We start from the raw sequence: 22,674 nt of genomic DNA on the forward strand, positions 1-22,674 counted from the left end.
TGCGTACTACGACCGAAAAACCCAGAGTGTGCTCCGGATAGACTGAAAAGTGTTACCTATGTTCCCGGTCTGATCTGTCACCTATGTATCCGGTCATACCGTAGCGCCACCGGGCAAGTCTTACTCGACGAAAATATGCGGGTAGAAACGCGACAGATCCTGCGTAATCAGCGCGCGATCTTCGCGAATGCCAATCCCGGCAGGCTGATCGTTAATAAGCCAGCTGCCGATCAGCGTATAGCTGTCGCCAAACTTCGGCAGTTGACAGAACTCCTGGACGATCATCCCTTCTTCACCGTACGGCCCTTCAACCGCTTCCAGCGTTTTACCGTTTTCGATAATCGAGACGTTTGCCCCTTCACGGGAGAAGATTGGCTTAACGACGTATTTCTCCATCGGTGGGAAATCATCTTCGGCAAAGTAAGCAGGCAGCAGGTTCGGGTGATTCGGGAACATCTCCCACAGCATCGGCAGCAGGGCTTTATTGGAGATAATGCTCTTCCAGGCCGGTTCCAGCCAGCGTACGCCAGCGTCTTCCAGTTTGGTAGAGAACATTTCCCGCAGCATGTATTCCCACGGATAGAGCTTGAACAGGTTGCTGATCACCTGATCCTGCATGTCCGTAAACTGACCTTTTTCGCCTAAACCGATATCTTCGATATAGAGAAATTCCGTCGCCACTTCCGCTTCGGCTGCGCAGTCCTGCAAATACTGAACCGTACCGCGGTCTTCTTCAGTATCGCGGCAGCAGGCGAGATGCAGCAGGTTGAAACCGTGCTGTTCACGCAGTTCGACGAAACGCTCAATCAGCTTTTCCTGAAGGCTGTTGAACTGATCGCTGCCTTCCGGCAAGTTTCCGGCATTCGCCTGATCTTCCAGCCAGATCCACTGGAAGAACGCGGCTTCGTACAGGGAGGTTGGCGTATCTGCGTTGTTTTCTAAAAGCTTCGGTTCACCCACGCCATCCCATGCCAGATCGAGGCGAGAGTAGAGCGAAGGCTGGTTCGTTTTCCAGGACTGACGAACAAAGCTCCAGGTGTGCTTCGGAATGCGGAATTTTGTCATCAGCTCATCGCTGTCGATGACTTTCTCGACCACCTTCAGGCACATCTGGTGCAGCTCTGCGGTCACCTCTTCAAGCTTTTCGACCTGAGCGAGCGTGAGCTTATAGTAAGCATCTTCACACCAGTACGGCTCGCCGTACATGGTGTGAAAGTTGAAACCGTATTCGGTGGCTTTTTCGCGCCAGTCCGGGCGCTCGACAATACTGACTCGTTCCATGATCAGCCGCCCATTGAGCGAGTTGAGGAGCCGGTCGCACTACGCTGCATGGTGGTTTGTTTGGCAACAGACTCACCGAAGCCGCCACGGGTAATGGTGCTGGTGGTGGCTGGTTTCGGCGCCATTGCGGTTTTCGGTACGGTCATCGTACGGCCAGGCGTTGCAGCACCGTAACCCTTGCCGGTGGCATCGGTGTATTTCCCGTAGGCCGGGCTGTTCGGGTTTTTGGAGCTAAACAGCGGCTGCTGCTGGTAGCCCGCACCGCCACTCATCAAACGGCCCATCATATAACCCGCCATCAGCGGCATCCAGAAGCTGCCGCTGGACTGTGCCTGCGCCTGGTTTTCCGGTGCCATACCTGCCTGAGCAGGTGCCTGCTGGCACTGGCCTTCACCGAATTCGGCTACACAGTCTTCGCGAGAGGCATATTTCGGCGCGGTACGTTCCGCTTCTTTCAGGGCATTGTTATAGGCCGTCTTACACTCAGCGGCTTTACCGGTTGCGCTCGCGCAGTCGTCGGCGTTTTGATACAGCGAAACCGTTTCGTCGCTTTGCTCACAGCCTGCCAGCATAAAGACGGCGGTGACCGCCAGCGCGACAGGTGTCAGGTGGCGTGCGTTCCAGCTTTTGCGGAACGACGCGTGATTCATCGTTTTTGTCCGTTTCATATTTGTCTTCCAGGACCCAGTGGTAATAACGCTCAGGATAGAGGATGAGTGGTTGAAAATGAAGCGAAGAGGGGCGAAATCCGGGGGATCTTTACGTTGGCTTACGTTCAGGTGTGATTTTGCGCCGGGTGGCGCTGCGCTTACCCGGCCTACGATTCAGTAGGCCCGATAAGCGCAGCGCCATCGGGCAAGGCTTAATGACGGAACGGATTCGTGCCGCTGCTGGCCGGTGCGGTGCTACGCGCTGCCGCTGGCTGCGCAACCGGGGCGCTGCTGTTAGCGGTGAAATTATCCACGGCGGCATCCTGCTGTGGATTTTCCGGCGCGACGCTGTCAGGCGACGTGGAAACCGGTTTGCCCAGCGTGCTGTTCAGCATTTGCAGATCCTGCTCGTTCAGCGTACCCAGCGCCTGCTTGATGTTCAGCTGGTTGATCAGGTACTGGTAACGCGCACTGGAGAGCTGCTGTTTCGCGTTATACAGCGTGGTCGTTGCGTCTAACACGTCAACGATGGTACGCGTACCGACGGAGTAGCCCGCTTCCATCGCGTCCAGAGAGCTTTGCGCAGAGACAACGGCCTGTTTGTAGGCGTTGATGCTGCTGATAGACGCGTTCACGTTGTTAAAGGAAGAACGCACGGTTTGCACCACGTTGCGGTGCGCGCTTTCCAGCTGCTCGCTGGCGCCCACAAAGTTGTACTGCGCCTGTTTCACCTGAGAGTTAACCATCCCACCCTGGTACAGCGGCAGAGAGAAGCTGAGGCCCACTTTGTTCTGACCAACGTTGCTGTCGTCATAGGCCTGAGACGTCGTTTTAGACCCGCTGTAGCTGGTATCCGATACGCCGGTCGAGGCGCTCAGGCTCAGCGTCGGCAGGTGACCATCCTGTGCAAGGCGGATCTGCTCGCGTGCCAGGTCCTGGCTCAGGCGCGCCTGCAATAAGGTCAGGTTGCGGTTTTCCGCTTCTTTCAGCAGAGCATTAACCGCCTGCGGTTTGTCCGTTTTGAAACTGTCCACGTTCAGAGAGGCCAGTTCAGGATAGTAGTTACCGGTGACCTGACGCAGTGCTTCCAGCGCGTTATCGAGGTTGTTACGTGCGGTCACTTCGTTAGCCAGTACGGTATCGTACTGTGAACGGGCGTTCTGCACGTCAGTGATCGCAACCAGACCCACGTTAAAACGCTGGGTGGTTTGATCTAACTGACGGTAAATCGCCTGTTTCTGCGCTTCGGTATAGGAGAGCGCGTCAATCGCGCTCAGTACCTGGAAATAGGCGGTCGCGGTATTCAGGATCAGCGTCTGCTGATCGGTCTGATAGGTGACATCCTGAATGCCTGCGCTCTTTTCCTGCAAACTCAGTTCACGCCATTTGGACATGTCGAACAGGGTTTGTGTAAGCTGTAAAGAGGCGCTGGTGGCATTCGAATCGATGCCATTGTTATCGCGAAAACCGTTAGTGTAGGTATAATCTGCACCTAAGCCTAACTGCGGCAGCAGTGGACTACGTGCTTCGTTAATCTTTTCAAACGCAGCATCACGATCGGCCGCTGATTTACGTAAATCAGGGTTGCCCAGACGTGCCTGCTGGTAGACCTGTAACAGGTTCTCTGCCTGGCTCATTGCACTGAAGCCCGTCAGGCTCAGGCCGATAAGGATGGGGAGCAATTTCTTCATTTGCATTCCTTGTTGTGAAGCAGTATTAGCGCTGATCTAATTAAAAATAATTGCCGATTCTAACAGAATCATCCACACCAAAAGGTTGGCGTAACGTGCCATCTGGCGGTAATTTGCTCCAATCTACCATATAGCCATACAAACGGCAGCCAAACAGCCTTGAAATTCACAATTTCATCACCATTGCTACCAGGACTCGACCGATGCAAAAACCAGAAAACGTGCCTGTCACCTTCGCCAAAAACGATGTAGAAATTATTGCACGAGAAACGCTTTATAGCGGTTTTTTTTCAATGGAACTTTACCGTTTCAGGCATCGTCTGTTTAACGGTGAGATGAGCGGTGAAATTAAACGCGAAATTTTTGAGCGCGGGCATGCGGCTGTGTTGCTACCCTATGACCCAGTGCGTGATGAAGTTGTGCTGGTCGAGCAGGTGCGTATTGCGGCTTATGATACCAGCGAAACGCCGTGGTTGCTGGAGATGGTGGCCGGGATGATCGAAGAAGGTGAGTCGGTCGAAGACGTCGCGCGTCGCGAGGCGCTGGAAGAGGCGGGCCTGGTGGTTGGCCGAACGAAGCCGGTGTTGAGCTACCTGGCAAGCCCGGGTGGGACAACGGAACGTTCATCTATTATGGTGGGCGAAGTGGACGCCAGGACAGCGGAAGGGATCCACGGTCTGGCAGATGAAAACGAAGATATTCGGGTTCATGTGGTGAGTCGGGAGCAGGCTTACCAGTGGGTAGAAGAGGGGAAAATCGACAACGCAGCGTCTGTCATCGCTCTGCAATGGCTACAGCTGCATTATCAGACATTACGACACGAGTGGAAAAAATGAAGCGTTATACACCTGACTTCCCAGAAATGATGCGCCTGTGCGAAACCAATTTCGCCCAGCTGCGCCGCCTGCTGCCGCGAAACGACGCGCCCGGCGAAACGGTGAGCTATCAGGTGAGCAACGCGCAGTATCGGTTAACGATAACAGAATCAACGCGCTACACTACGCTGGTGGAGATTGAGCAAACGGCGCCGAGCATCAGCTACTGGAGCCTGCCGTCGATGACGGTACGTCTTTATCATGACGCGATGGTCGCTGAAGTGTGTTCAAGCCAGCAGATCTTTCGCTTTAAAGCGCGGTATGATTATCCGAATAAAAAGTTGCATCAACGCGACGAAAAGCATCAAATTAACCAGTTTTTAGCCGACTGGCTAAGATATTGTTTAGCACATGGAGCAATGGCGATTCCGGTTTGTTAGCGTCATAAACCTACCTAAGGACACCATTTGGAAAGCCTGTTGAACCTGACTGTTGCTGGTGGGGCGCCAGTCAGGATATTACAAATCACCGACACCCACCTTTTTGCCGAAAAGCATGAGACGCTTCTGGGCGTGAACACCTGGGAGAGTTATCAGGCGGTTCTTGACGCGATCCATGCTGAAAAGCGGCCATGCGATCTGATCGTCGCGACGGGCGATCTGGCGCAGGATCAATCCTCCGCAGCCTATCAGCACTTTGCTGAAGGGATTGCGAGCTTTAGCGTGCCTTGCGTCTGGCTGCCGGGCAATCACGATTTTCAGCCCGCGATGTACAGTTCGCTTCAGGATGCGGGGATTTCACCGGCAAAATGTGTCTTTGCGGGGGACCAGTGGCAAATTCTGCTCCTCGACAGTCAGGTGTTTGGCGTTCCGCACGGTGAGTTGAGCGACTATCAGCTTGACTGGCTGGAGACAAAACTGGCTGCCGAACCGAATCGCAATACGCTGCTGTTACTGCATCATCACCCGCTGCCGGCGGGCTGTAGCTGGCTCGATCAGCACAGCTTACGCAACTCTGCGGCGCTGGACGGCGTGTTGGCGAAATTCCCGCGCGTGAAAAATTTGCTGTGCGGGCACATTCACCAGGAACAGGATCTCGACTGGAATGGTCGCCGCCTGCTCGCGACGCCCTCTACCTGCGTGCAATTTAAGCCACACTGCGCCAACTTTACGCTGGATACCATCGCACCGGGCTGGCGCTGGCTGGAGCTGCATGCCGATGGCACGCTGACCACCGAAGTTTGCCGTCTGGCCGGGGCCGAATTCCGCCCGGATACCGCTTCGGAAGGCTATTGATGTCGACGCTTCTCTATCTGCATGGGTTCAACAGCTCACCGCGTTCGGCGAAAGCGACGCAGCTCCGCCAGTGGCTGAGCGCGCATCATCCCCACGTGGAGATGATTATTCCACAGCTGCCCCCTTATCCGGCGGATGCGGCAGAGATGCTGGAATCGATCGTGCTGGAACACGGCGGCGAATCGTTTGGCGTTGTCGGGTCGTCGCTCGGCGGCTACTACGCCACCTGGCTGTCGCAGTGCTTTATGTTGCCCGCTGTCGTCGTCAACCCGGCGGTCCGGCCATTTGAGCTGTTAAGGGACTTTCTTGGCGAAAACGAGAACCCCTACACCGGCCAACAATATGTGCTAGAGTCACGCCATATTTACGATCTCAAAGTTATGCAGGTCGACCCGCTTGAAGCGCCCGATCTTATCTGGCTGCTGCAACAGACGGGAGATGAAGTGCTGGATTACCGCCAGGCAGTGGCGTATTACGCATCCTGCCGCCAGACTGTAGAAGAGGGCGGTAACCATGCTTTCACGGGCTTTGAAGATCATTTCACCCAGATTGTCGATTTTCTTGGACTGCACAGCCACTGACAATCAATGCGAATTGCTAGCTTAAATCATGACGCAAACCTATAACGCTGATGCCATTGAGGTACTCACCGGGCTTGAGCCGGTTCGCCGCCGCCCGGGGATGTACACCGATACGACGCGCCCAAACCACCTGGGCCAGGAAGTAATTGATAACAGTGTGGACGAAGCGCTGGCAGGCCATGCCAAACGCGTGGACGTTATCCTGCACGCCGATCAGTCGCTGGAAGTCATCGACGACGGCCGCGGCATGCCGGTAGATATCCACCCGGAAGAGGGCGTTCCCGCCGTTGAGCTGATCCTCTGTCGTCTGCACGCGGGCGGTAAGTTCTCCAACAAAAACTACCAGTTCTCCGGCGGCTTGCACGGCGTGGGGATCTCCGTGGTTAACGCCCTGTCAAAGCGCGTGGAAGTGAACGTCCGTCGCGACGGCCAGGTGTATAACATCGCGTTTGAAAACGGCGAAAAAGTGCAGGATTTGCAGGTCGTCGGGACGTGCGGTAAACGCAACACCGGCACCAGCGTCCACTTCTGGCCTGACGAGAGCTTCTTCGACAGCCCACGCTTTTCTGTTTCCCGTCTCACGCACCTGCTGAAAGCCAAAGCGGTGCTGTGCCCGGGCGTGGAAATCACCTTTAAAGACCACGTTAATAATACCGAACAAACCTGGTGCTACGCCGATGGTCTGAACGACTACCTGTGCGAAGCGGTTAACGGCCTGCCAACCCTGCCGGAAAAACCGTTCGTCGGGAATTTCGAAGGCGATACTGAAGCGGTGGACTGGGCGCTGCTGTGGCTGCCGGAAGGCGGCGAGCTGCTGACGGAAAGCTATGTCAACCTGATCCCAACGCTGCTCGGCGGGACGCACGTCAACGGCCTGCGTCAGGGGCTGCTGGACGCGATGCGCGAGTTCTGCGAATACCGCAACATTCTGCCGCGCGGCGTGAAGCTTTCCGCAGAAGATATCTGGGACCGCTGCGCCTACGTGCTTTCCGTGAAGATGCAGGATCCGCAGTTTGCCGGTCAGACTAAAGAGCGCCTGTCGTCACGCCAGTGTGCGGCGTTCGTCTCCGGCGTGGTGAAAGATGCGTTTACCCTGTGGCTGAACCAGAACGTTCAGGCCGCAGAAATGCTGGCTGAAATGGCCATCTCCAGCGCCCAGCGTCGTCTGCGCGCCGCGAAGAAAGTGGTGCGTAAAAAGCTGACCAGCGGACCTGCGCTGCCGGGCAAGCTGGCGGACTGTACCGCGCAGGATCTCAACCGCACCGAGCTGTTCCTGGTGGAAGGGGACTCGGCAGGCGGATCGGCCAAGCAGGCGCGCGATCGTGAATATCAGGCGATCATGCCGCTCAAGGGTAAGATCCTCAACACCTGGGAGGTTTCTTCTGATGAAGTGCTGGCCTCGCAGGAAGTCCACGATATCTCGGTCGCGATCGGCATCGATCCGGACAGCGACGATCTGAGCCAGCTGCGCTACGGCAAGATCTGTATCCTCGCGGATGCGGACTCCGATGGCCTGCACATCGCCACGCTGCTCTGTGCGCTGTTTGTGAAGCACTTCCGCGCGCTGGTGAAAAACGGTCACGTCCACGTGGCGCTGCCGCCACTGTACCGTATCGACCTTGGCAAAGAAGTCTACTATGCGCTGACGGAAGAAGAGAAAGCGGGCGTGCTGGAACAGCTTAAGCGCAAGAAGGGCAAACCGAACGTTCAGCGCTTTAAAGGGTTGGGTGAGATGAACCCGATGCAGCTGCGTGAAACCACGCTGGATCCGAATACCCGCCGTCTGGTGCAGCTGACCATCAGCGATGAAGATGAACAGCAAACTAACGCCGTGATGGATATGCTGCTGGCCAAGAAACGTTCTGAAGACCGACGTAACTGGCTACAGGAGAAAGGCGACATGGCGGATATAGAGGCCTGATACCGAAAAAGCCCTGCGATGCAGGGCTTTTTTTTGCCCGGCGGCGCTACGCTTGCACGGGCCTACGGGATGGGTAGGCCGGGTAAGGCGCAGCCGCCACCCGGCAAAAAAGCCGCTCATCACGATGAATGATTTTTCCGGTACTGCAACGGCGTCTCGCCAATCCCCTTTTTAAACGCGCTGATAAACCACGTCACGTCGGAAAATCCCGCCTGTGCGGCAATGTCTCGCACGCTCGAATCCGTGTGGAGTAAACACTCGCACGCCTTACGCAACCTTAGCGTGTTCAGGTAGTCGTGAATTTTTTCGCCCGTTTCCGCATGGAATTTTCGCGATACGTAACTGCGCGATTTACCCAGCTCTGCGGCCAGCGCATCCAGACGAAATTTCTCCTGATAATGCTCGTCGAGCCAGAACATGACCTGGCTGGCGATCCCCTGGCTGTTGCCCGGCTCGCCGTCGCGATCGTCGGGCAGCATCGCGAACAGGCCGATCAGCAGGCTGGCGATGCTCTCGCCGTTCATCGGCGGTTTATAGCAGCTAAAGAGATGGTCGATATGGTGGTGACAGTGGGCTAAATCGGCGACCCACGCTTCGCCGCCACGGCGTGACAGCCGCTCCAGGCGCTGCCGGGTCTGGGGAAAATCCCGCAGGATCTTCAGCACCGCGTGCTGGTCGAGATGAATAATGGTGCGGCGGTAAATTGCCTCCGCCTGTTCGTCCACCATGACCTTATGCAGCGTAAAAGGCGGGAAGAAAAACAGTCGTCCGGGGCGCATGGTGTAGTGACGATTATCAACAATCGCCACGCCAAAGCCCTCTTCCACATAGAGGATCTCCAGACACTGATGCCAGTGATGGTAGCGCACCGTATTGGCAAACAGGCGGCTGAACGAGGCTACGGTATCGTTCAGGGTGATCAGTTCAAGAAGATCGGATGTTGGCGTGTCGCGCATAGTGCAATAAAACTCAACTTTTTCCCGTCTGACTGTCTTTATAAACCACCTTTTTAAATTTTCTCAACTGGAGGTTTATTCATCGTTCATGCCTGTGACATGGCTAACATTTCTGCCCCTTGCGGATTCACTATGCTTTGCCGCAGTTGATTACGAGGGCGAACCGATGTGGGCGGCAAACATAGAAAAATCAAATCCGTTGTCTTCACGCCAGGAGGTAGTGGCGTCGTTGAATACACTTTTACAGGCGCTGGACACGCAATTTCCGGCGAACCGTTCACGATTCCCGCTGGGCGACACCTGCGCCCATTACACCGCGGATATTGCGCAGATGGAGGGACTTTCCCGTGCGCTGTGGGGACTGTTTCCGCTGATGGCGTCCGGCGAAAGCACGCCGTTCAGCGAGAAGTACCTTACTGCCATTAAGCTGGGTACCGACCCGCAAAGCAGCGGCTACTGGGGTGAAACCGGCCCGTACGATCAGCGTCTGGTAGAGATGGCGGCCTACGGTCTGGGGCTCGCTCTGCTGGGAGATAAACTCACCGCGCACTTTACCAGGCGCGAGGTGATGAACCTGCACGCGTGGCTCAACCAAATCACCGACGCGCAGATGCCGGACAGCAACTGGAACTATTTTGCCATTATGGTCCAGCTCGGCTTTAAGCGCGCTGGCCTGCCGTACGATCAGGCCGCCATTGACCACCGCTTTGCGCTGATGGACGCCTACTACCTCGGCGACGGCTGGTATTCCGACGGTCCCGGCCGCCCGAAAGATTACTACATCTCCATGGCTTTTCATTTCTACGGCCTGATTTACGCCACCCTGAGTGACGACGAGGCGAAGGCGAAGGTGCTGCGCGAGCGCTCGCGCCTCTTCGCGGAAGACTTTATCTACTGGTCCGCCGCCGATGGCGCCTCGGTGCCGTTTGGCCGCAGCCTGACCTACCGCTTTGCCATGGTCGCCTTCTGGAGCGCGGTGGCCTTTTCTCAGCTGGACGTCTTCACCCCGGGCATCGTGAAGGGCATTGTGCTGCGGCATCTGCGCTGGTGGCAGCAGCAGTCGATTGTCGATCGCGACGGTATTCTCACCCTGGGGTTTGCGTATCCGAACCTGGCGATGTGCGAGGATTACAACTCCCCCGGTTCACCGTACTGGGCGCTGAAAACCTATCTGATCCTGGCGCTGCCGGAAGCACACCCGTTCTGGCAGGCGGAAGAACAACCGCTGCCCGCGCTTGCTGAAAAACATGTGATTCCGCATGCGCAGCAGATCCTGATGCATTCGAAAGATTCGCAGCACGTCGTCATGCTCACCGCCGGTCAGCTGGAGCTGAACAACTACGTCAACACCGAAGCGAAATACACCAAGTTTGCCTACTCCAGCCGCTTCGGATTCACCCTTGAGCGCGGGCGTTTTGGCCTGAAGCATGCCGCCTGCGATTCCATGCTGCTGCTGGCGGACGGAGATGACTATTTCCGCGGTCGTCGCGAGTGCGAAGAGGTTCGGGTAGACGAAAATTACCTTTTCTCGCGCTGGTCGCCGTGGCGCGACGTGCAGATTGCGACCTGGCAGATCCCGTTCGGGGAGTGGCACCTGCGCCTGCACCGTATCAACAGCGCGCGCACTCTGCAAACCGTCGAGGGCGGCTTTGCGGTGATGAAAACCGCCCACCAGGTGCGCGATCGCGGTTGTTATCTGTTAGCTGAAAACGGCAGCAGCGTCATTGTCGATCTCTCGCCGATCATTCAGCGCCAGCCAGACAGCATCGTCACGCCGCCGAACAGCAGCATTATGTTTGCGGAGTGCGCCTCCATTCCGCTGTTAAAAGCCGACCTCCCGCAAGGGGAAAGCTGGCTCTGTTGCGCCGTTCTGGCTGGCGGAAAACAGCCCGCTGCGGCGACGCCGCAGCTGAATATAACCCATAACCAGGTCGTGATTAGCGAACCCGGAAGCGAACGTAAGCTGTCGTTCACATTATAAAAATCTGGCCCTACACCCCGGCGAGGATGATATGAAAAGCACATCGACAACCAACAGAACTGAATATTACAAAATCAGTAGCTTTATCTTTCTCTATTTCTTTACCTGGTCTGCCAGTATTGGTCTGCTGGCGATCTGGCTCGGTCAGAAAGCCAACCTGAGCGGATCGGTGATTGGAACCGTCTTTGCGGTGAACGGGATATTCTCCGTTATTCTCAAGCCGATCTACGGCTATATTCTCGATAAGATCGGCATGAGCAAATATCTGCTCTATTTTGTGGTGATCATGTCGGCCCTGATGGCGCCATTCTTTATTTACGTTTACCAGCCGCTGTTAATGTCTAATACCCTGCTGGGGATTATTATCGGCGCGCTCTATTTAAGCTTTGCCTGGTACGCGGGCGTGGCGGCGTGTGAATCCTATTCCGACCGCTTTAGCCGTTTGAATGGCATGGAGTTCGGGCAGATCCGTATGTGGGGTTCGCTCGGTTGGGCGGTGGCGTCATCTTTCTCCGGCCTGCTGTTCAACCTCTCACCGGCGTATAACTTTATTCTCGGCAGCGTGGCGTCGGTGGTGATGCTGATTGTCCTTCTGAGCCTGAAAGTGAACACTAACTCCGCTCACGCAGGCGAGGTGCTGACGAAAGAGAAAATAGCCCCGTCTGACGTTTACGCCCTGCTGCGTAACCGCAAATTCTGGGCTTTCTGCCTGTACGTGGCGGGCGTGGCGTGGATGATGTTTATCGCCGAGCAGCAATTCTCGCGCTATTTCGTCACCTTCTTCGATGATATTCATGAGGGCAACGCCGTATTCGGCTATCTCGGGACCGTACAGTCGGGCATGGAATTTGTCATGTATATGGTGGTCCCGTTGTTTGTGAACTTTATTGGCGCCAAACGCGGGCTGTTAATTGTCGGGCTGGTGGTTGGGGCGCGTCTGATTATTTCCGGCATGTGTGATTCACACCTGTTAATTTCAGTACTTAAGCCGCTGTACGGTCTGGAAATTTGTCTCCTGCTGGTGTCGGTATTTAAATATATCGCCGAGCATTTCGACAAGCGTGTCAATGCCACCATGTATTTACTCGGCTATCAGGCGATGCTCTACGTTGGCAACGTGGTGGTCTCTTCCCCTGCCGGCTATATGTATGACCGTATTGGCTTTGAGCACACCTATATCATCATGGGCGCAACGGCGCTGACCTTTACCCTTATTTCTGCTTTTACGTTATCCGCCTGTCAGAGCAAATGGCGCGGGGCTCGTGCGCTGAACGTAGCAGAAACGTCAACACGATAAATTACGCCGTCAAAGAAGGAACCGAAATATGTTAAGTCGTATCAAAGAAGAACGTCTGCCTGTTATCGCTGCGCCCGTTGACTCCCACGCATTCAGCGATGAACTGAATTCGGCGCGCAGCCACGTTCTCGACCTGATTAGCCGTCATTTAACGGAGTTCGGCGACAAATTCCCGGCGGAAACCTGCCAGAACGGTTTTTATCCGCTGACTGACAACGTGGAGTGGACCACCAGCTTCTGGACCGGGCAGCTGTGGCTGGCATGGGAGATGAGCGGCGAGGAAAAATTCCGCGCGATGGCGGAAAAACACGTGCGCTCGTTTGGCCTGCGCATCGCCGGGCGCAACGACACCAACACCCACGATTTAGGCTTCCTCTACACGCTTTCCTGCGTAGCCGCGTGGCGGCTGACCGGAAACCGCGAGGCGCGAGGCTTCTCGCTGCTGGCGGCGGAAGCCCTGCTGGAACGCTTCCACGAGAAGGCGAAGATCATCCAGGCGTGGGGCGATCTCTCCGATCCGGAGCAGGCCGGGCGGATGATCATCGACTGCAACATGAACCTGCCGCTGCTCTACTGGGCAACGGAGCAGACGGGCGATCCGCGCTTTGCCGACGCCGCAAAAGCGCACGTCATGCAGGCCGCGACGTACCTCATTCGTGACGATGCCTCCACCTTCCACACCTACTATATGGATGTGGCAACCGGCGCACCGCGCTACGGCAACACTCAGCAGGGCTACGCCGACGACTCCTGCTGGTCGCGCGGGCAGGCGTGGGGCATTTACGGTTTCCTGCTGAGCTATATCTATACCGGCGACGAAACGATGATCGCCCTGTCAAAACGGCTGGCGAACTACTTCCTCAATCGCCTGCCGGAAGACTACGTCTGCCACTGGGATCTGGCGCTGGTGGGCACCGACGCACTGCGTGATTCTTCCTCGGCGGCAATTGCGGTGTGTGGACTGCTGGAGCTGGTGAAACATCTGCCGGTCACAGATCCGGATCGCGAACGTTACCTCGAATGGGCGAAAGGGATTATGTCCTCGCTGACAAAGCACTATCTGATGGGCAAAGAAGAGAAGGGCAACGGGCTGCTTAAGCACTCGGTGTATCACCTGGCGAGCAATAAAGGCGTGGATGAGTGCGCGAGCTGGGGCGATTACTTCTACGTCGAGGCACTGGTGCGTTTTACGCAGAGCTGGAAACTGTACTGGTAAAAACAGTCGGGGGGTAACCCCCGACTTATCGATCACGCTTTTGGAATACGCAGCGTCTGGCCGGGATAGATTTTATCCGGGCTGGAGAGCATTGGGCGGTTAGCCTCAAAAATCTTGTTGTACTGATTGGCATCGCCGTACACGGTTTTAGAGATTGCGCTCAGGGTATCGCCGGATTTCACCGTATAGTAGGTGGCTTCCTCTTTGGCATCTGTCGCGGTGATATTGTTTTCCACTTCGCTGACGCCCGCGATGTTGCCGACGGCGACCTGGATTTTTTCTTTCTGCTCCTGCGTCAGCCCGTCGCCCGTCACGCTGGCCTTGCCGTCAGTGACGTTAACCTGAACCTTATCGGAACCGGGAATGTTCAGTTTCTTGAGGTGCTCGGTGATTTTGTCGCTCTGACCTTTATGATCGGTCAGGTTATCCCACAGCTTTTCGCCTGCTTCTTTTACGAAGTTAAAAAGTCCCATTCCATCCTCCTGTTAAACATGAAGTCAGAATAAGCATAGCAGTTGAGTGTTAAGGTGATAAAAAAAGCCCGGTGGCGTTAACGCTTACCGGGCCCGGGAGGGAAGTTGTAGGCCGGGTAAACGCAGTGCCACCCGGCAAATTTCACAGAACTTAAACCCCTTGCTCCAGAATACGGATGTGGGTTTCCAGAACGTCCCCTTTCACCGCGTCGCTCCACGCTTTCATATGCGCGGTCTGCAAATGGGCTTCAAGGTGCGCGACGGTTTCCCACTGCTCCACCATGATGATGGAGTCTGGCGCGGTCGCCTGGAAGCTTGCGCTGGTGGCGGCGTCCACCATCGGCGCGTAGCCGTGGCAGCCTTCTTCTTTCAGTACGGTCGGGATGATCTTCGCGAACTCATCCAGTACCGCCTGGCGGTGATGTTGGCCAGGACGCGTACGGATTTCAGCAATAACGGTAAGCATAATTAACTCCTTCTAATTCCAGGCTACCAGTTAAGCAAAAATTTCCGCGAGATGCTTGCGATATTCTGCGATATAGCGCGGGACGTCCGGCATTTTAATCACGTCGTTGACGATAAAGGTCGGCAGCGGCTCCATCCCCAGGAACTGATTCGCCTTGTGGAACGGCAGATACGCGCCGTCTACGCCCACGCCTTCGAAGAACTGATCTTGCTCAGTGAAGGCTTCAAGCGGGGCATTCCAGGTCAGGGAGAGCATGTATTTCTTGCCCTGAATCAGGCCGCCGGAACCGTATTTTTTAGACGCGTCTGAGCGGGTGCGGCCGTCGCTGGCATACAGCGAACCGTGACCTTCGGTAAACACATCGTCCATGTATTTTTTCACGGTCCACGGTGCGCCCATCCACCAGCCCGGCATCTGCCAGATAACCACGTCGGCCCACAGGAAGTTCTGCACTTCGGCCTTCACGTCGTAATCGCTGTCCGCGCGCACGACCTTAACATCATGTCCGGCGTCGCGCAGGAAACCATCCGCGACCTCGGTCAGGGTGTCATTCAGCTGGCCTTTAGAGTGCGCAAATTCTTTCGCGCCGTTGATAATCAGAATGTTGCTCATTATTTGTCCTCGATGATGAGAGTATGCCGGGTATTCTACGCGCGAGGACGGAGCGGAAAAATAAGCAAAATGTGCAAAGTCTTTTGCGCAGAGCGCAATAATGGCTACCAGCTGACGGTCACCTCAAAGCCCCCTTCCGGCGCATTGCCCAGCGAGACGCGCATCCCGTGCAACGCCGCGATACGCTTGACGATAGACAACCCCAGACCGCTGCCGGTGGCGTCCTGGCCCGGTGGACGATAAAAGCGCTCGCCGAGACGCGCCAGCGCATCGGTTGAGATGCCCGGGCCGTTGTCGCGCACGGTAAAGCTTTGGGTGTTCAGCGTCACGTCCACCACGCTGCCGCGCGGGCTGTAACGAACGGCGTTGTCCAGCAGGTTACGCGCCAGCAGGCTCAGCAGCAGCGGCTGTCCGTGACGCATCACCTCGGGCGCGTTGACGTTGAGCCGAATATCAATGCCCGCCTGCTGCGCCGGATGCCAGATATCCAGCACCGCGGATTGCAGCAAATCGGCCATCATCACGGGTTCGACGTCATCAAGATTATCCAGTGAATCCAGGCGCGACAGGGTGAGAAGCTGGTCCACCAGCCGGGAGGCGCGGTCGATGCCCGCATGCAGCTGCCCCAGCGCTTTAGACTGCGCCTCGGGATCGTCAAGGGAAAGCTGCGCCACGTCGGTTTGCACCTTCAGCGCGGCCAGCGGGCTGCGCAACTCATGGGCGGCATCCGAGGTGAAGCGGCGCTCGCGGGCCATCATCTCCTGCGTACGGGCGAAAAGATGGTTAAGCGCATCAAGCAGCGGGCGAACCTCCGTCGGCACGCCGTGGGTGGGCAGCGTATCGGTCGCATCCGGCGAGCGCGAGCGCAGGGTCCGCGCCAGATTTTTCAGCGGTTTCAGTTCCCGGCTCAGCAGAACAATCAGCAACAGCAGCATGACGGGCAGCGCCACCAGCCACGGCGTCAGCTGCGAGCTGACCACGTCCAGCGCCATATCCTGTCGGTACTCCCACTCCTGTCCAACCACCACGCGGTATTTCCCGTCCGGAGAAGTCAGCCACAGGAAACGCCATTCGTCGTTGTCATCCTGCAAACGACCGTCATCAAACCCGTCCCGGCGGTAGAGGTAAGGTATGTCGCGCCCGTTTTCGCCGTCGTTAAGCACCATGCTGCCGTCGGCGGTGAAGATTGCGAAGGCCAGCGCATCGTCGTCCAGATGGCCGTGTTTGGCTTTTTTCGGCACCTCGCGCATGCGTTCCGGGGCGCGGAGTTCGTCCACGTCCATCGTCAGCAGCCGTTTGGCAAACAGCATCTGCTGGGTATCGAACAGCTTATCGAGCTTGTCGGTCGTCTGGTGCCAGGCCACCACGCTTGCGGCAAACCAGGCCGCCAGGGACAGCAGCAAAAAGAGGAGCGTCAGGCGCAGCTTCAGGCTCAGGCGTTGGGTCAGTTTCATGCGTCACCCAGGGTATAACCGATGCCGTGCACGGTGCGGATAAAGTCGCTGCCGAGCTTGCGGCGTAAATGATGAACGTGGACTTCGACGGCGTTGCTGGAGACGTCATCATCCCAGTTGTAGAGCTTCTCTTCGATGGTCTTGCGCGGCAGAACGCGGCCCGCATTGCGCATCAGCAGCTCCAGCAGGGCGAACTCTTTGGGTTTGAGCACCAGCGTTTCGCCCTCCAGTGTGGCGACAAGGCTTGCCGGATCGAGCGTGACCTTGCCGTGACGCAGCTCGCTGCGCGCCTGACCGTGGCTGCGGCGAACCAGTGCTTCCAGGCGGGCCGCCACTTCAATCAGCGCGAACGGCTTACACAGGTAATCATCCGCCCCCAGGCGTAACCCTTCGACGCGCTGATTCAGCGCATCCCGCGCGGTCAGGATCAGCACCGGTTCGCTCTTACCGCTTTCGCGCCAGGCGCGCAGAATCTCAAGCCCGTCGATTTCCGGCAGCGTCAGGTCCAGCACCACGGCATCATACGGCGCGGTGTACAGGGCCGCCTGCCCGGTTTTCCCGTCGGTAAACCAGTCCACGTTAAAGCCCATTTTGCTTAAGCCTGCTTTGATGCCATCGCCGATGAGCTTGTCGTCTTCTACCAGTAAAATGCGCATATTTCCTCCTTGATGCCGTCAGTAAACCTTCTGTAAGCGCCTGCTGTACAGTAAAAATAAATAAATTTTCCCCTTAAGAAGTTGTTAAGGTTTACCCTGTTTAATGGATTGTGAAACGACATTAAAGGGAGAGATAAAGATGAAAAAATTCGCTGCAATTGCTGCCATCATGATGATGACCACGGCCCCTGTCTTTGCTGCACAGGGTGGCTTCTCTGGCCCATCTGCGACACAGAACCAGACGCATACCCAGCAGGGTGGCTTTGTCGATAACAACGCCAACCTCACCACCGCGGCAAAAGTGAAAGACCTGAAGGATGATGCCTGGGTGAAGCTGCGCGGGAACATTACCGAGCGCCTGTCCGATGACCGTTACACCTTCCGCGATGAGAGCGGCACGGTGGTGGTGGAGATCGACCACAAGCGCTGGAACGGCGTGACGGTGACGCCCCAGGATAAAGTCGAACTCCAGGGTAAAATCGATAAAGACTGGAACGAGTTTGAAATCGACGTGAAGCAGGTTATCAAGCTGAACAAATAACCCGGAAAGGGCCGCTTATGCGGCCCTTTTTCTTTGTGACTCAACTCGCCAGATGAGGTAGTATCTGCGGCAATATTGCCTGAAACCCATCGGTTTCTGAGTTGAGGAATCACACGTAATGAGCGATATGGCAGAGCGCCTCGCGCTACATGAATTCACGGAAAACGCCTACCTGAACTACTCCATGTACGTCATCATGGACAGGGCGTTGCCGTTTATCGGGGATGGCCTGAAGCCCGTTCAGCGCCGCATCGTCTATGCGATGTCCGAACTGGGGCTGAATGCTACCGCCAAGTTTAAGAAATCCGCCCGTACCGTCGGCGACGTGCTGGGTAAATACCATCCGCACGGCGACAGCGCCTGCTATGAAGCGATGGTGCTGATGGCCCAGCCGTTCTCTTATCGCTATCCGCTGGTGGATGGCCAGGGGAACTGGGGGGCGCCGGACGATCCGAAATCCTTTGCGGCAATGCGTTATACCGAATCCCGCCTGTCTAAATATGCCGAAGTGCTGTTGGGCGAGCTGGGGCAGGGGACGGTCGACTGGGTGCCAAACTTCGACGGTACGATGCAGGAGCCGAAAATGCTGCCTGCGCGTCTGCCGAACATCCTGCTGAACGGCACGACCGGTATCGCCGTCGGCATGGCGACGGACATTCCGCCGCACAACCTGCGTGAAGTGGCAAAAGCCGCCATCACCCTGATTGAGCAGCCGAAAACCTCGCTGGACGATCTGCTGGATATCGTGCAGGGGCCGGACTATCCGACCGAAGCCGAGATCATCACCTCGCGTGCGGAAATCCGCAAAATCTACCAGAACGGCCGCGGCTCCGTGCGCATGCGCGCGGTGTGGAATAAAGAGGATGGCGCCGTGGTGATCACCGCGCTGCCGCACCAGGTGTCCGGTGCGAAGGTGCTGGAGCAGATTGCCTCCCAGATGCGCAATAAAAAGCTGCCGATGGTGGACGACCTGCGCGACGAATCGGACCACGAAAACCCGACCCGTCTGGTGATCGTGCCGCGCTCTAACCGCGTGGACATGGAGCAGGTGATGAACCACCTGTTCGCCACTACCGATCTGGAAAAAAGCTACCGCATCAACCTGAACATGATTGGTCTGGACGGTCGTCCGGCGGTGAAAAACCTGCTGGAGATCCTCACCGAATGGCTGGCCTTCCGCCGCGATACGGTGCGCCGTCGTCTGAACCATCGTCTGGAAAAAGTGCTTAAGCGCCTGCATATCCTCGAAGGTTTGCTGGTGGCGTTCCTCAACATTGACGAAGTGATCGAGATCATTCGTACCGAGGACGAACCTAAGCCTGCCCTGATGTCGCGCTTTGGCATCAGCGAAACCCAGGCCGAAGCGATCCTCGAACTGAAATTGCGCCATCTCGCCAGACTGGAAGAGATGAAGATCCGCGGCGAGCAGAACGAGCTGGAAAAAGAGCGCGATCAGCTTCAGGCGATTCTGGCGTCCGAGCGCAAGATGAACACCCTGCTGAAGAAAGAGTTGCAGGCCGATGCCGACGCCTTTGGCGACGACCGTCGTTCTCCGTTGCACGAGCGCGAAGAAGCGAAGGCGATGAACGAGCACGACATGCTGCCGTCCGAGCCGGTGACCATCGTGCTTTCCCAGAGCGGCTGGGTGCGTAGCGCCAAAGGCCACGATATCGACGCGCCGGGTCTGAGCTACAAATCCGGTGACAGCTTCAAGGCGGCGGTGAAGGGCAAGAGTAACCAGCCGGTGGCGTTCATCGACTCTACGGGCCGCAGCTACGCCATCGACCCGATCACGCTGCCGTCCGCGCGCGGCCAGGGCGAACCGCTCACCGGCAAGCTGACGCTGCCGCCGGGCGCCACGGTTGAGCATATGCTGATGGAGGCCGACGATCAAAAACTGCTGATGGCGTCTGATGCGGGCTACGGCTTTATCTGTACCTTCAACGATCTGGTGTCGCGTAACCGTGCCGGTAAAGCGCTGATTAGCCTGCCGGATAACGCACACGTCATGCCGCCGCTGATCATCGAGAACGAAAGCGACATGCTGCTGGCGATCACCGCTGCCGGACGTATGCTGATGTTCCCGGTCAGCGATTTGCCGGAGCTGTCGAAAGGCAAGGGCAACAAGATCATCAGCATCCCGTCAGCGGAAGCGGCAAAAGGCGAAGATAGCCTCGCGCATCTCTTCCTGCTGCCGCCGCAGAGCACGCTGACCATTCATGTCGGCAAGCGTAAGATCAAACTGCGTCCGGAAGAGTTGCAGAAGGTGGTGGGTGAGCGTGGACGTCGCGGCTCACTGATGCGCGGCCTCCAGCGAATCGACCGCGTGGAGATCGACTCGCCGGCGCGCAGCAAAGCGGACGACAGCGAAGAGTAACCTGTTTCATCCCCCCTCTTTCCGGAGGGGGAATTACCATAAAATTTCCCGTAAAAACGTTGTTAATTCGTGCGTTGCGATTAACAATACGCGCTCGTAATAAAGTCCTTACCTGGCCACAGGTGAAGTATAATTGTCAGCTGTCAGGGCTTCAGAGGTCGCTATGCTATACATTGTTCGTCTCATTCTTACCGTTATTTATTGCATTCTGGTCTGTATTTTCGGATCGATTTATTGCCTGTTCAGCCCGCGTAACCCAAAGCATGTCGCGACGTTTGGCCACATGTTTGGTCGTCTTGCGCCGCTGTTTGGCCTCAAGGTTGAAAAGCGTCTGCCTGAAGGGGCGGAGAATTTCGGTAACGCCATCTATATCGCTAACCATCAGAACAACTACGATATGGTGACGGCCTCAAATATTGTTCTTCCGCCGACCGTAACCGTGGGTAAAAAAAGCCTGCTGTGGATCCCGTTTTTCGGCCAGCTGTACTGGCTCACCGGTAACTTGCTGATTGACCGCAACAACCGCGCCAAAGCGCATGGCACCATTGCAGAAGTGGTGGATCAGTTTAAAAAGCGCCGGATTTCCATCTGGATGTTCCCGGAAGGGACGCGCAGCCGTGGTCGCGGCCTGCTGCCGTTCAAGACCGGCGCGTTTCATGCTGCAATTGCGGCGGGCGTTCCAATTATTCCCGTGTGTGTTTCCAATACATCGAATAAGATTAATCTTAACCGTCTGAATAACGGACTGGTCATTGTCGAAATGCTGCCGCCGGTAGATACCTCAAAATACGGTAAAGACCAGGTGCGCGAGCTGGCCACGCACTGCCGCGAGCTGATGGCTCAGCATATTGCGCAGCTCGATAAAGAAGTTGCAGAGCGAGAAGCCGCCGGTAAGATTTAACCCGGTGTCGTGTAAGGGAAAACGAATTCCCGCGTTGTTAGTCGTTTCAGATGGAGCTTATATGTCACTCAGTCGGCGTCAGTTTATTCAGGCTTCGGGTATCGCCCTTTGTGCGGGTGCGATGCCGCGGACAGCCAGCGCCGCCGGGCAGCAACAGCCGCTGCCTATTCCGCCGTTGATTGAATCCCGTCGCGGGCAGCCGCTATTCCTCACGCTTCAGCGTAGCCACTGGTCCTTTACCCAGGGAACGCGCGCGCAGGTATGGGGGATTAACGGACGCTACCTCGGGCCGACCATTCGCGTGTGGAATGGCGATGACGTTAAGCTCATCTACAGTAACCGTACGACGGAAAATGTCGCGATGACCGTCAGTGGTTTGCAGGTGCCAGGGCCGCTGATTGGCGGCGCGGCACGCATGATGTCGCCGAATGCCGACTGGGCGCCCGTCCTCCCGATTCGTCAGAGCGCGGCGACATTGTGGTATCACGCCAACACCCCGAACCGCACCGCCCAGCAGGTCTACAACGGCCTGGCCGGAATGTGGCTGATTGAAGATGAGGTCAGCAAAACGCTGCCGATCCCGAATCACTACGGCGTCGATGATTTCCCGATCATTATTCAGGACAAGCGGCTGGATAACTTCGGCACGCCGGAGTACAGCGAGCCGGGCAGCGGTGGTTTTGTCGGCGATACGCTGTTGGTTAACGGCGCGCAAAGCCCGTATGTCGAAGTGTCTCGCGGCTGGGTGCGCTTGCGTCTGCTGAATGCCTCTAACTCGCGTCGCTATCAGTTGCAGATGAGCGACGGCCGCGCGCTGCACGTGATTTCAGGCGATCAGGGGTTATTACCTGCGCCGGTGTCGGTAAAACAGCTGGCGCTGGCGCCGGGCGAACGTCGTGAAATCCTCGTGGATATGACCAACGGGGATGAAGTGTCCGTGACCTGCGGCGAAGCGGCAAGCATTGTTGACCGTATTCGCGGCTTCTTTGAACCATCGAGCGTGCTGGTCTCCACGCTGGTGCTGACGCTGCGCCCGACCGGCCTGTTGCCGCTGGTGACCGACAGTCTGCCGATGCGCCTGCTGCCGCAGGAGATTGTGACCGGCCCGGCAGTACGCAGTCGCGATATCAGCCTTGGCGACGATCCGGGCATCAACGGCGCGCTGTGGGACGTAAACCGCATTGATATCACCGCCCAGCAGGGAACCTGGGAGCGCTGGACCGTCCGCTCGGAGATGCCGCAGTCGTTCCATATTGAAGGGGTGTCATTCCTGATCCGCAACGTCAACGGGGCGATGCCGTTCCCGGAAGACAGGGGCTGGAAAGATACCGTCTGGGTGGATGGCCAGGTCGAACTGCTCGTCTACTACGGCCAGCCTTCCTGGCCGCACTTCCCGTTCCTGTTTCACAGCCAGACGCTGGAGATGATGGACAGAGGATCGGTAGGGCAGATGCTGGTGAATCCGGCACCGTAAAACGAGTCGGGTGGCGGCTTCGCCTTACCCGACCTA

Annotated in this window: 21 protein-coding genes; 12 read left to right on the forward strand and 9 right to left on the reverse strand. The window is 56.8% G+C overall.

Annotation, left to right across the window (positions count from 1 at the left end):
* Positions 1–120: 120 nt before the first annotated feature.
* The 3 genes from ACNQ0W_RS16440 to tolC all read right to left on the reverse strand — a co-directional run bounded on the left by ACNQ0W_RS16440 (position 121) and on the right by tolC (position 3,622).
* The gene (locus ACNQ0W_RS16440) at positions 121–1,281 is read right to left on the reverse strand and encodes a glutathionylspermidine synthase family protein (protein WP_062933780.1); all 1,161 of its coding nucleotides are present in this window, start codon (positions 1,279–1,281) and stop codon (positions 121–123) included.
* 2 nt (positions 1,282–1,283) lie between these two features.
* Positions 1,284–1,949 (reverse strand): DUF1190 family protein, encoded by a 666-nt coding sequence (locus tag ACNQ0W_RS16445; protein WP_062933781.1) that lies wholly within the window; start codon positions 1,947–1,949, stop codon positions 1,284–1,286.
* A gap of 194 nt (positions 1,950–2,143) precedes the next feature.
* Complete coding sequence (gene tolC, locus ACNQ0W_RS16450) at positions 2,144–3,622, reverse strand: outer membrane channel protein TolC (RefSeq protein WP_047051998.1); 1,479 nt, start codon at positions 3,620–3,622, stop codon at positions 2,144–2,146.
* Positions 3,623–3,825: 203 nt separating this feature from the next.
* On the opposite strand from tolC, the gene nudF reads away from it, so the two are divergent.
* From nudF to parE, 5 genes are read left to right on the forward strand one after another with little or no spacing between them, the layout of a single operon-like run.
* A complete protein-coding gene (gene nudF / locus ACNQ0W_RS16455; RefSeq protein ID WP_015571889.1) occupies positions 3,826–4,458 on the forward strand; it encodes an ADP-ribose diphosphatase in 633 nt (210 codons plus the stop codon).
* Entirely contained in the window at positions 4,455–4,877 is a 423-nt protein-coding gene (locus ACNQ0W_RS16460; RefSeq protein ID WP_003862516.1) for a DUF1249 family protein, read from the forward strand. The genes nudF and ACNQ0W_RS16460 overlap by 4 nt, the downstream gene beginning before the upstream one ends.
* A gap of 27 nt (positions 4,878–4,904) precedes the next feature.
* Positions 4,905–5,732: a 3',5'-cyclic-AMP phosphodiesterase gene (gene cpdA, locus ACNQ0W_RS16465; RefSeq protein WP_047052002.1), complete on the forward strand. Its 828-nt coding sequence runs from the start codon at positions 4,905–4,907 to the stop codon at positions 5,730–5,732.
* Positions 5,732–6,313 (forward strand): esterase YqiA, encoded by a 582-nt coding sequence (gene yqiA / locus ACNQ0W_RS16470; RefSeq protein ID WP_003862514.1) that lies wholly within the window; start codon positions 5,732–5,734, stop codon positions 6,311–6,313. Before cpdA ends, yqiA begins: the two co-directional genes overlap by 1 nt.
* A 28-nt stretch (positions 6,314–6,341) precedes the next feature.
* Positions 6,342–8,234: a DNA topoisomerase IV subunit B gene (gene parE, locus ACNQ0W_RS16475; RefSeq protein ID WP_047052004.1), complete on the forward strand. Its 1,893-nt coding sequence runs from the start codon at positions 6,342–6,344 to the stop codon at positions 8,232–8,234.
* A 119-nt stretch (positions 8,235–8,353) separates the two neighbouring features.
* Here parE and ACNQ0W_RS16480 read toward each other — a convergent pair whose 3' ends face one another.
* Positions 8,354–9,190, reverse strand: a complete 837-nt coding sequence (locus ACNQ0W_RS16480) for an AraC family transcriptional regulator (RefSeq protein ID WP_048982795.1) — start codon at positions 9,188–9,190, stop codon at positions 8,354–8,356.
* Between the two features lie 166 nt (positions 9,191–9,356).
* On the opposite strand from ACNQ0W_RS16480, the gene ACNQ0W_RS16485 reads away from it, so the two are divergent.
* From ACNQ0W_RS16485 to ACNQ0W_RS16495, 3 genes are read left to right on the forward strand one after another with little or no spacing between them, the layout of a single operon-like run.
* Positions 9,357–11,171 (forward strand): DUF2264 domain-containing protein, encoded by a 1,815-nt coding sequence (locus tag ACNQ0W_RS16485; RefSeq protein WP_062933782.1) that lies wholly within the window; start codon positions 9,357–9,359, stop codon positions 11,169–11,171.
* A gap of 31 nt (positions 11,172–11,202) precedes the next feature.
* Positions 11,203–12,468, forward strand: coding sequence for an oligosaccharide MFS transporter (locus ACNQ0W_RS16490; protein WP_015571880.1), 1,266 nt, complete (start codon positions 11,203–11,205; stop codon positions 12,466–12,468).
* Between the two features lie 28 nt (positions 12,469–12,496).
* The gene (locus tag ACNQ0W_RS16495) at positions 12,497–13,684 is read left to right on the forward strand and encodes a glycoside hydrolase family 88 protein (RefSeq protein WP_062933783.1); all 1,188 of its coding nucleotides are present in this window, start codon (positions 12,497–12,499) and stop codon (positions 13,682–13,684) included.
* Positions 13,685–13,716: 32 nt separating this feature from the next.
* Here ACNQ0W_RS16495 and lysM read toward each other — a convergent pair whose 3' ends face one another.
* From lysM to qseB, 5 genes are all read right to left on the reverse strand, one after another.
* Positions 13,717–14,157: a peptidoglycan-binding protein LysM gene (gene lysM, locus ACNQ0W_RS16500; RefSeq protein ID WP_062933784.1), complete on the reverse strand. Its 441-nt coding sequence runs from the start codon at positions 14,155–14,157 to the stop codon at positions 13,717–13,719.
* 151 nt (positions 14,158–14,308) lie between these two features.
* Positions 14,309–14,623, reverse strand: a complete 315-nt coding sequence (locus ACNQ0W_RS16505; protein WP_003862506.1) for a putative quinol monooxygenase — start codon at positions 14,621–14,623, stop codon at positions 14,309–14,311.
* A 30-nt stretch (positions 14,624–14,653) separates the two neighbouring features.
* Complete coding sequence (locus ACNQ0W_RS16510; RefSeq protein ID WP_015571876.1) at positions 14,654–15,235, reverse strand: NAD(P)H-dependent oxidoreductase; 582 nt, start codon at positions 15,233–15,235, stop codon at positions 14,654–14,656.
* 104 nt (positions 15,236–15,339) lie between these two features.
* On the reverse strand, positions 15,340–16,689 hold the full coding sequence (gene qseC / locus ACNQ0W_RS16515) for a quorum sensing histidine kinase QseC (RefSeq protein WP_062933785.1): 1,350 nt from the start codon (positions 16,687–16,689) through the stop codon (positions 15,340–15,342).
* Complete coding sequence (qseB, locus tag ACNQ0W_RS16520) at positions 16,686–17,345, reverse strand: quorum sensing response regulator transcription factor QseB (protein ID WP_047052020.1); 660 nt, start codon at positions 17,343–17,345, stop codon at positions 16,686–16,688. The genes qseC and qseB overlap by 4 nt, the downstream gene beginning before the upstream one ends.
* 139 nt (positions 17,346–17,484) lie before the next feature.
* Here qseB and ACNQ0W_RS16525 point away from each other — a divergent pair, with 139 nt between their 5' ends.
* From ACNQ0W_RS16525 to ftsP, 4 genes are all read left to right on the forward strand, one after another.
* Positions 17,485–17,886 carry a YgiW/YdeI family stress tolerance OB fold protein gene (locus ACNQ0W_RS16525; RefSeq protein ID WP_023295444.1) on the forward strand — a complete coding sequence of 134 codons (402 nt, stop codon included), beginning with the start codon at positions 17,485–17,487 and terminating at the stop codon, positions 17,884–17,886.
* A 118-nt stretch (positions 17,887–18,004) separates the two neighbouring features.
* Positions 18,005–20,263 carry a DNA topoisomerase IV subunit A gene (parC, locus tag ACNQ0W_RS16530; RefSeq protein ID WP_003862499.1) on the forward strand — a complete coding sequence of 753 codons (2,259 nt, stop codon included), beginning with the start codon at positions 18,005–18,007 and terminating at the stop codon, positions 20,261–20,263.
* A 163-nt stretch (positions 20,264–20,426) separates the two neighbouring features.
* The gene (gene plsC, locus ACNQ0W_RS16535) at positions 20,427–21,164 is read left to right on the forward strand and encodes a 1-acylglycerol-3-phosphate O-acyltransferase (RefSeq protein WP_003862497.1); all 738 of its coding nucleotides are present in this window, start codon (positions 20,427–20,429) and stop codon (positions 21,162–21,164) included.
* A 61-nt stretch (positions 21,165–21,225) separates the two neighbouring features.
* Positions 21,226–22,638 (forward strand): cell division protein FtsP, encoded by a 1,413-nt coding sequence (ftsP, locus tag ACNQ0W_RS16540; RefSeq protein ID WP_017384056.1) that lies wholly within the window; start codon positions 21,226–21,228, stop codon positions 22,636–22,638.
* The last annotated feature ends 36 nt before the right edge of the window (positions 22,639–22,674 follow it).

It is taken from the genome of Enterobacter cloacae complex sp. 6730903 (assembly GCF_048283985.1).
Taxonomy (GTDB): domain Bacteria; phylum Pseudomonadota; class Gammaproteobacteria; order Enterobacterales; family Enterobacteriaceae; genus Enterobacter; species Enterobacter hormaechei_C.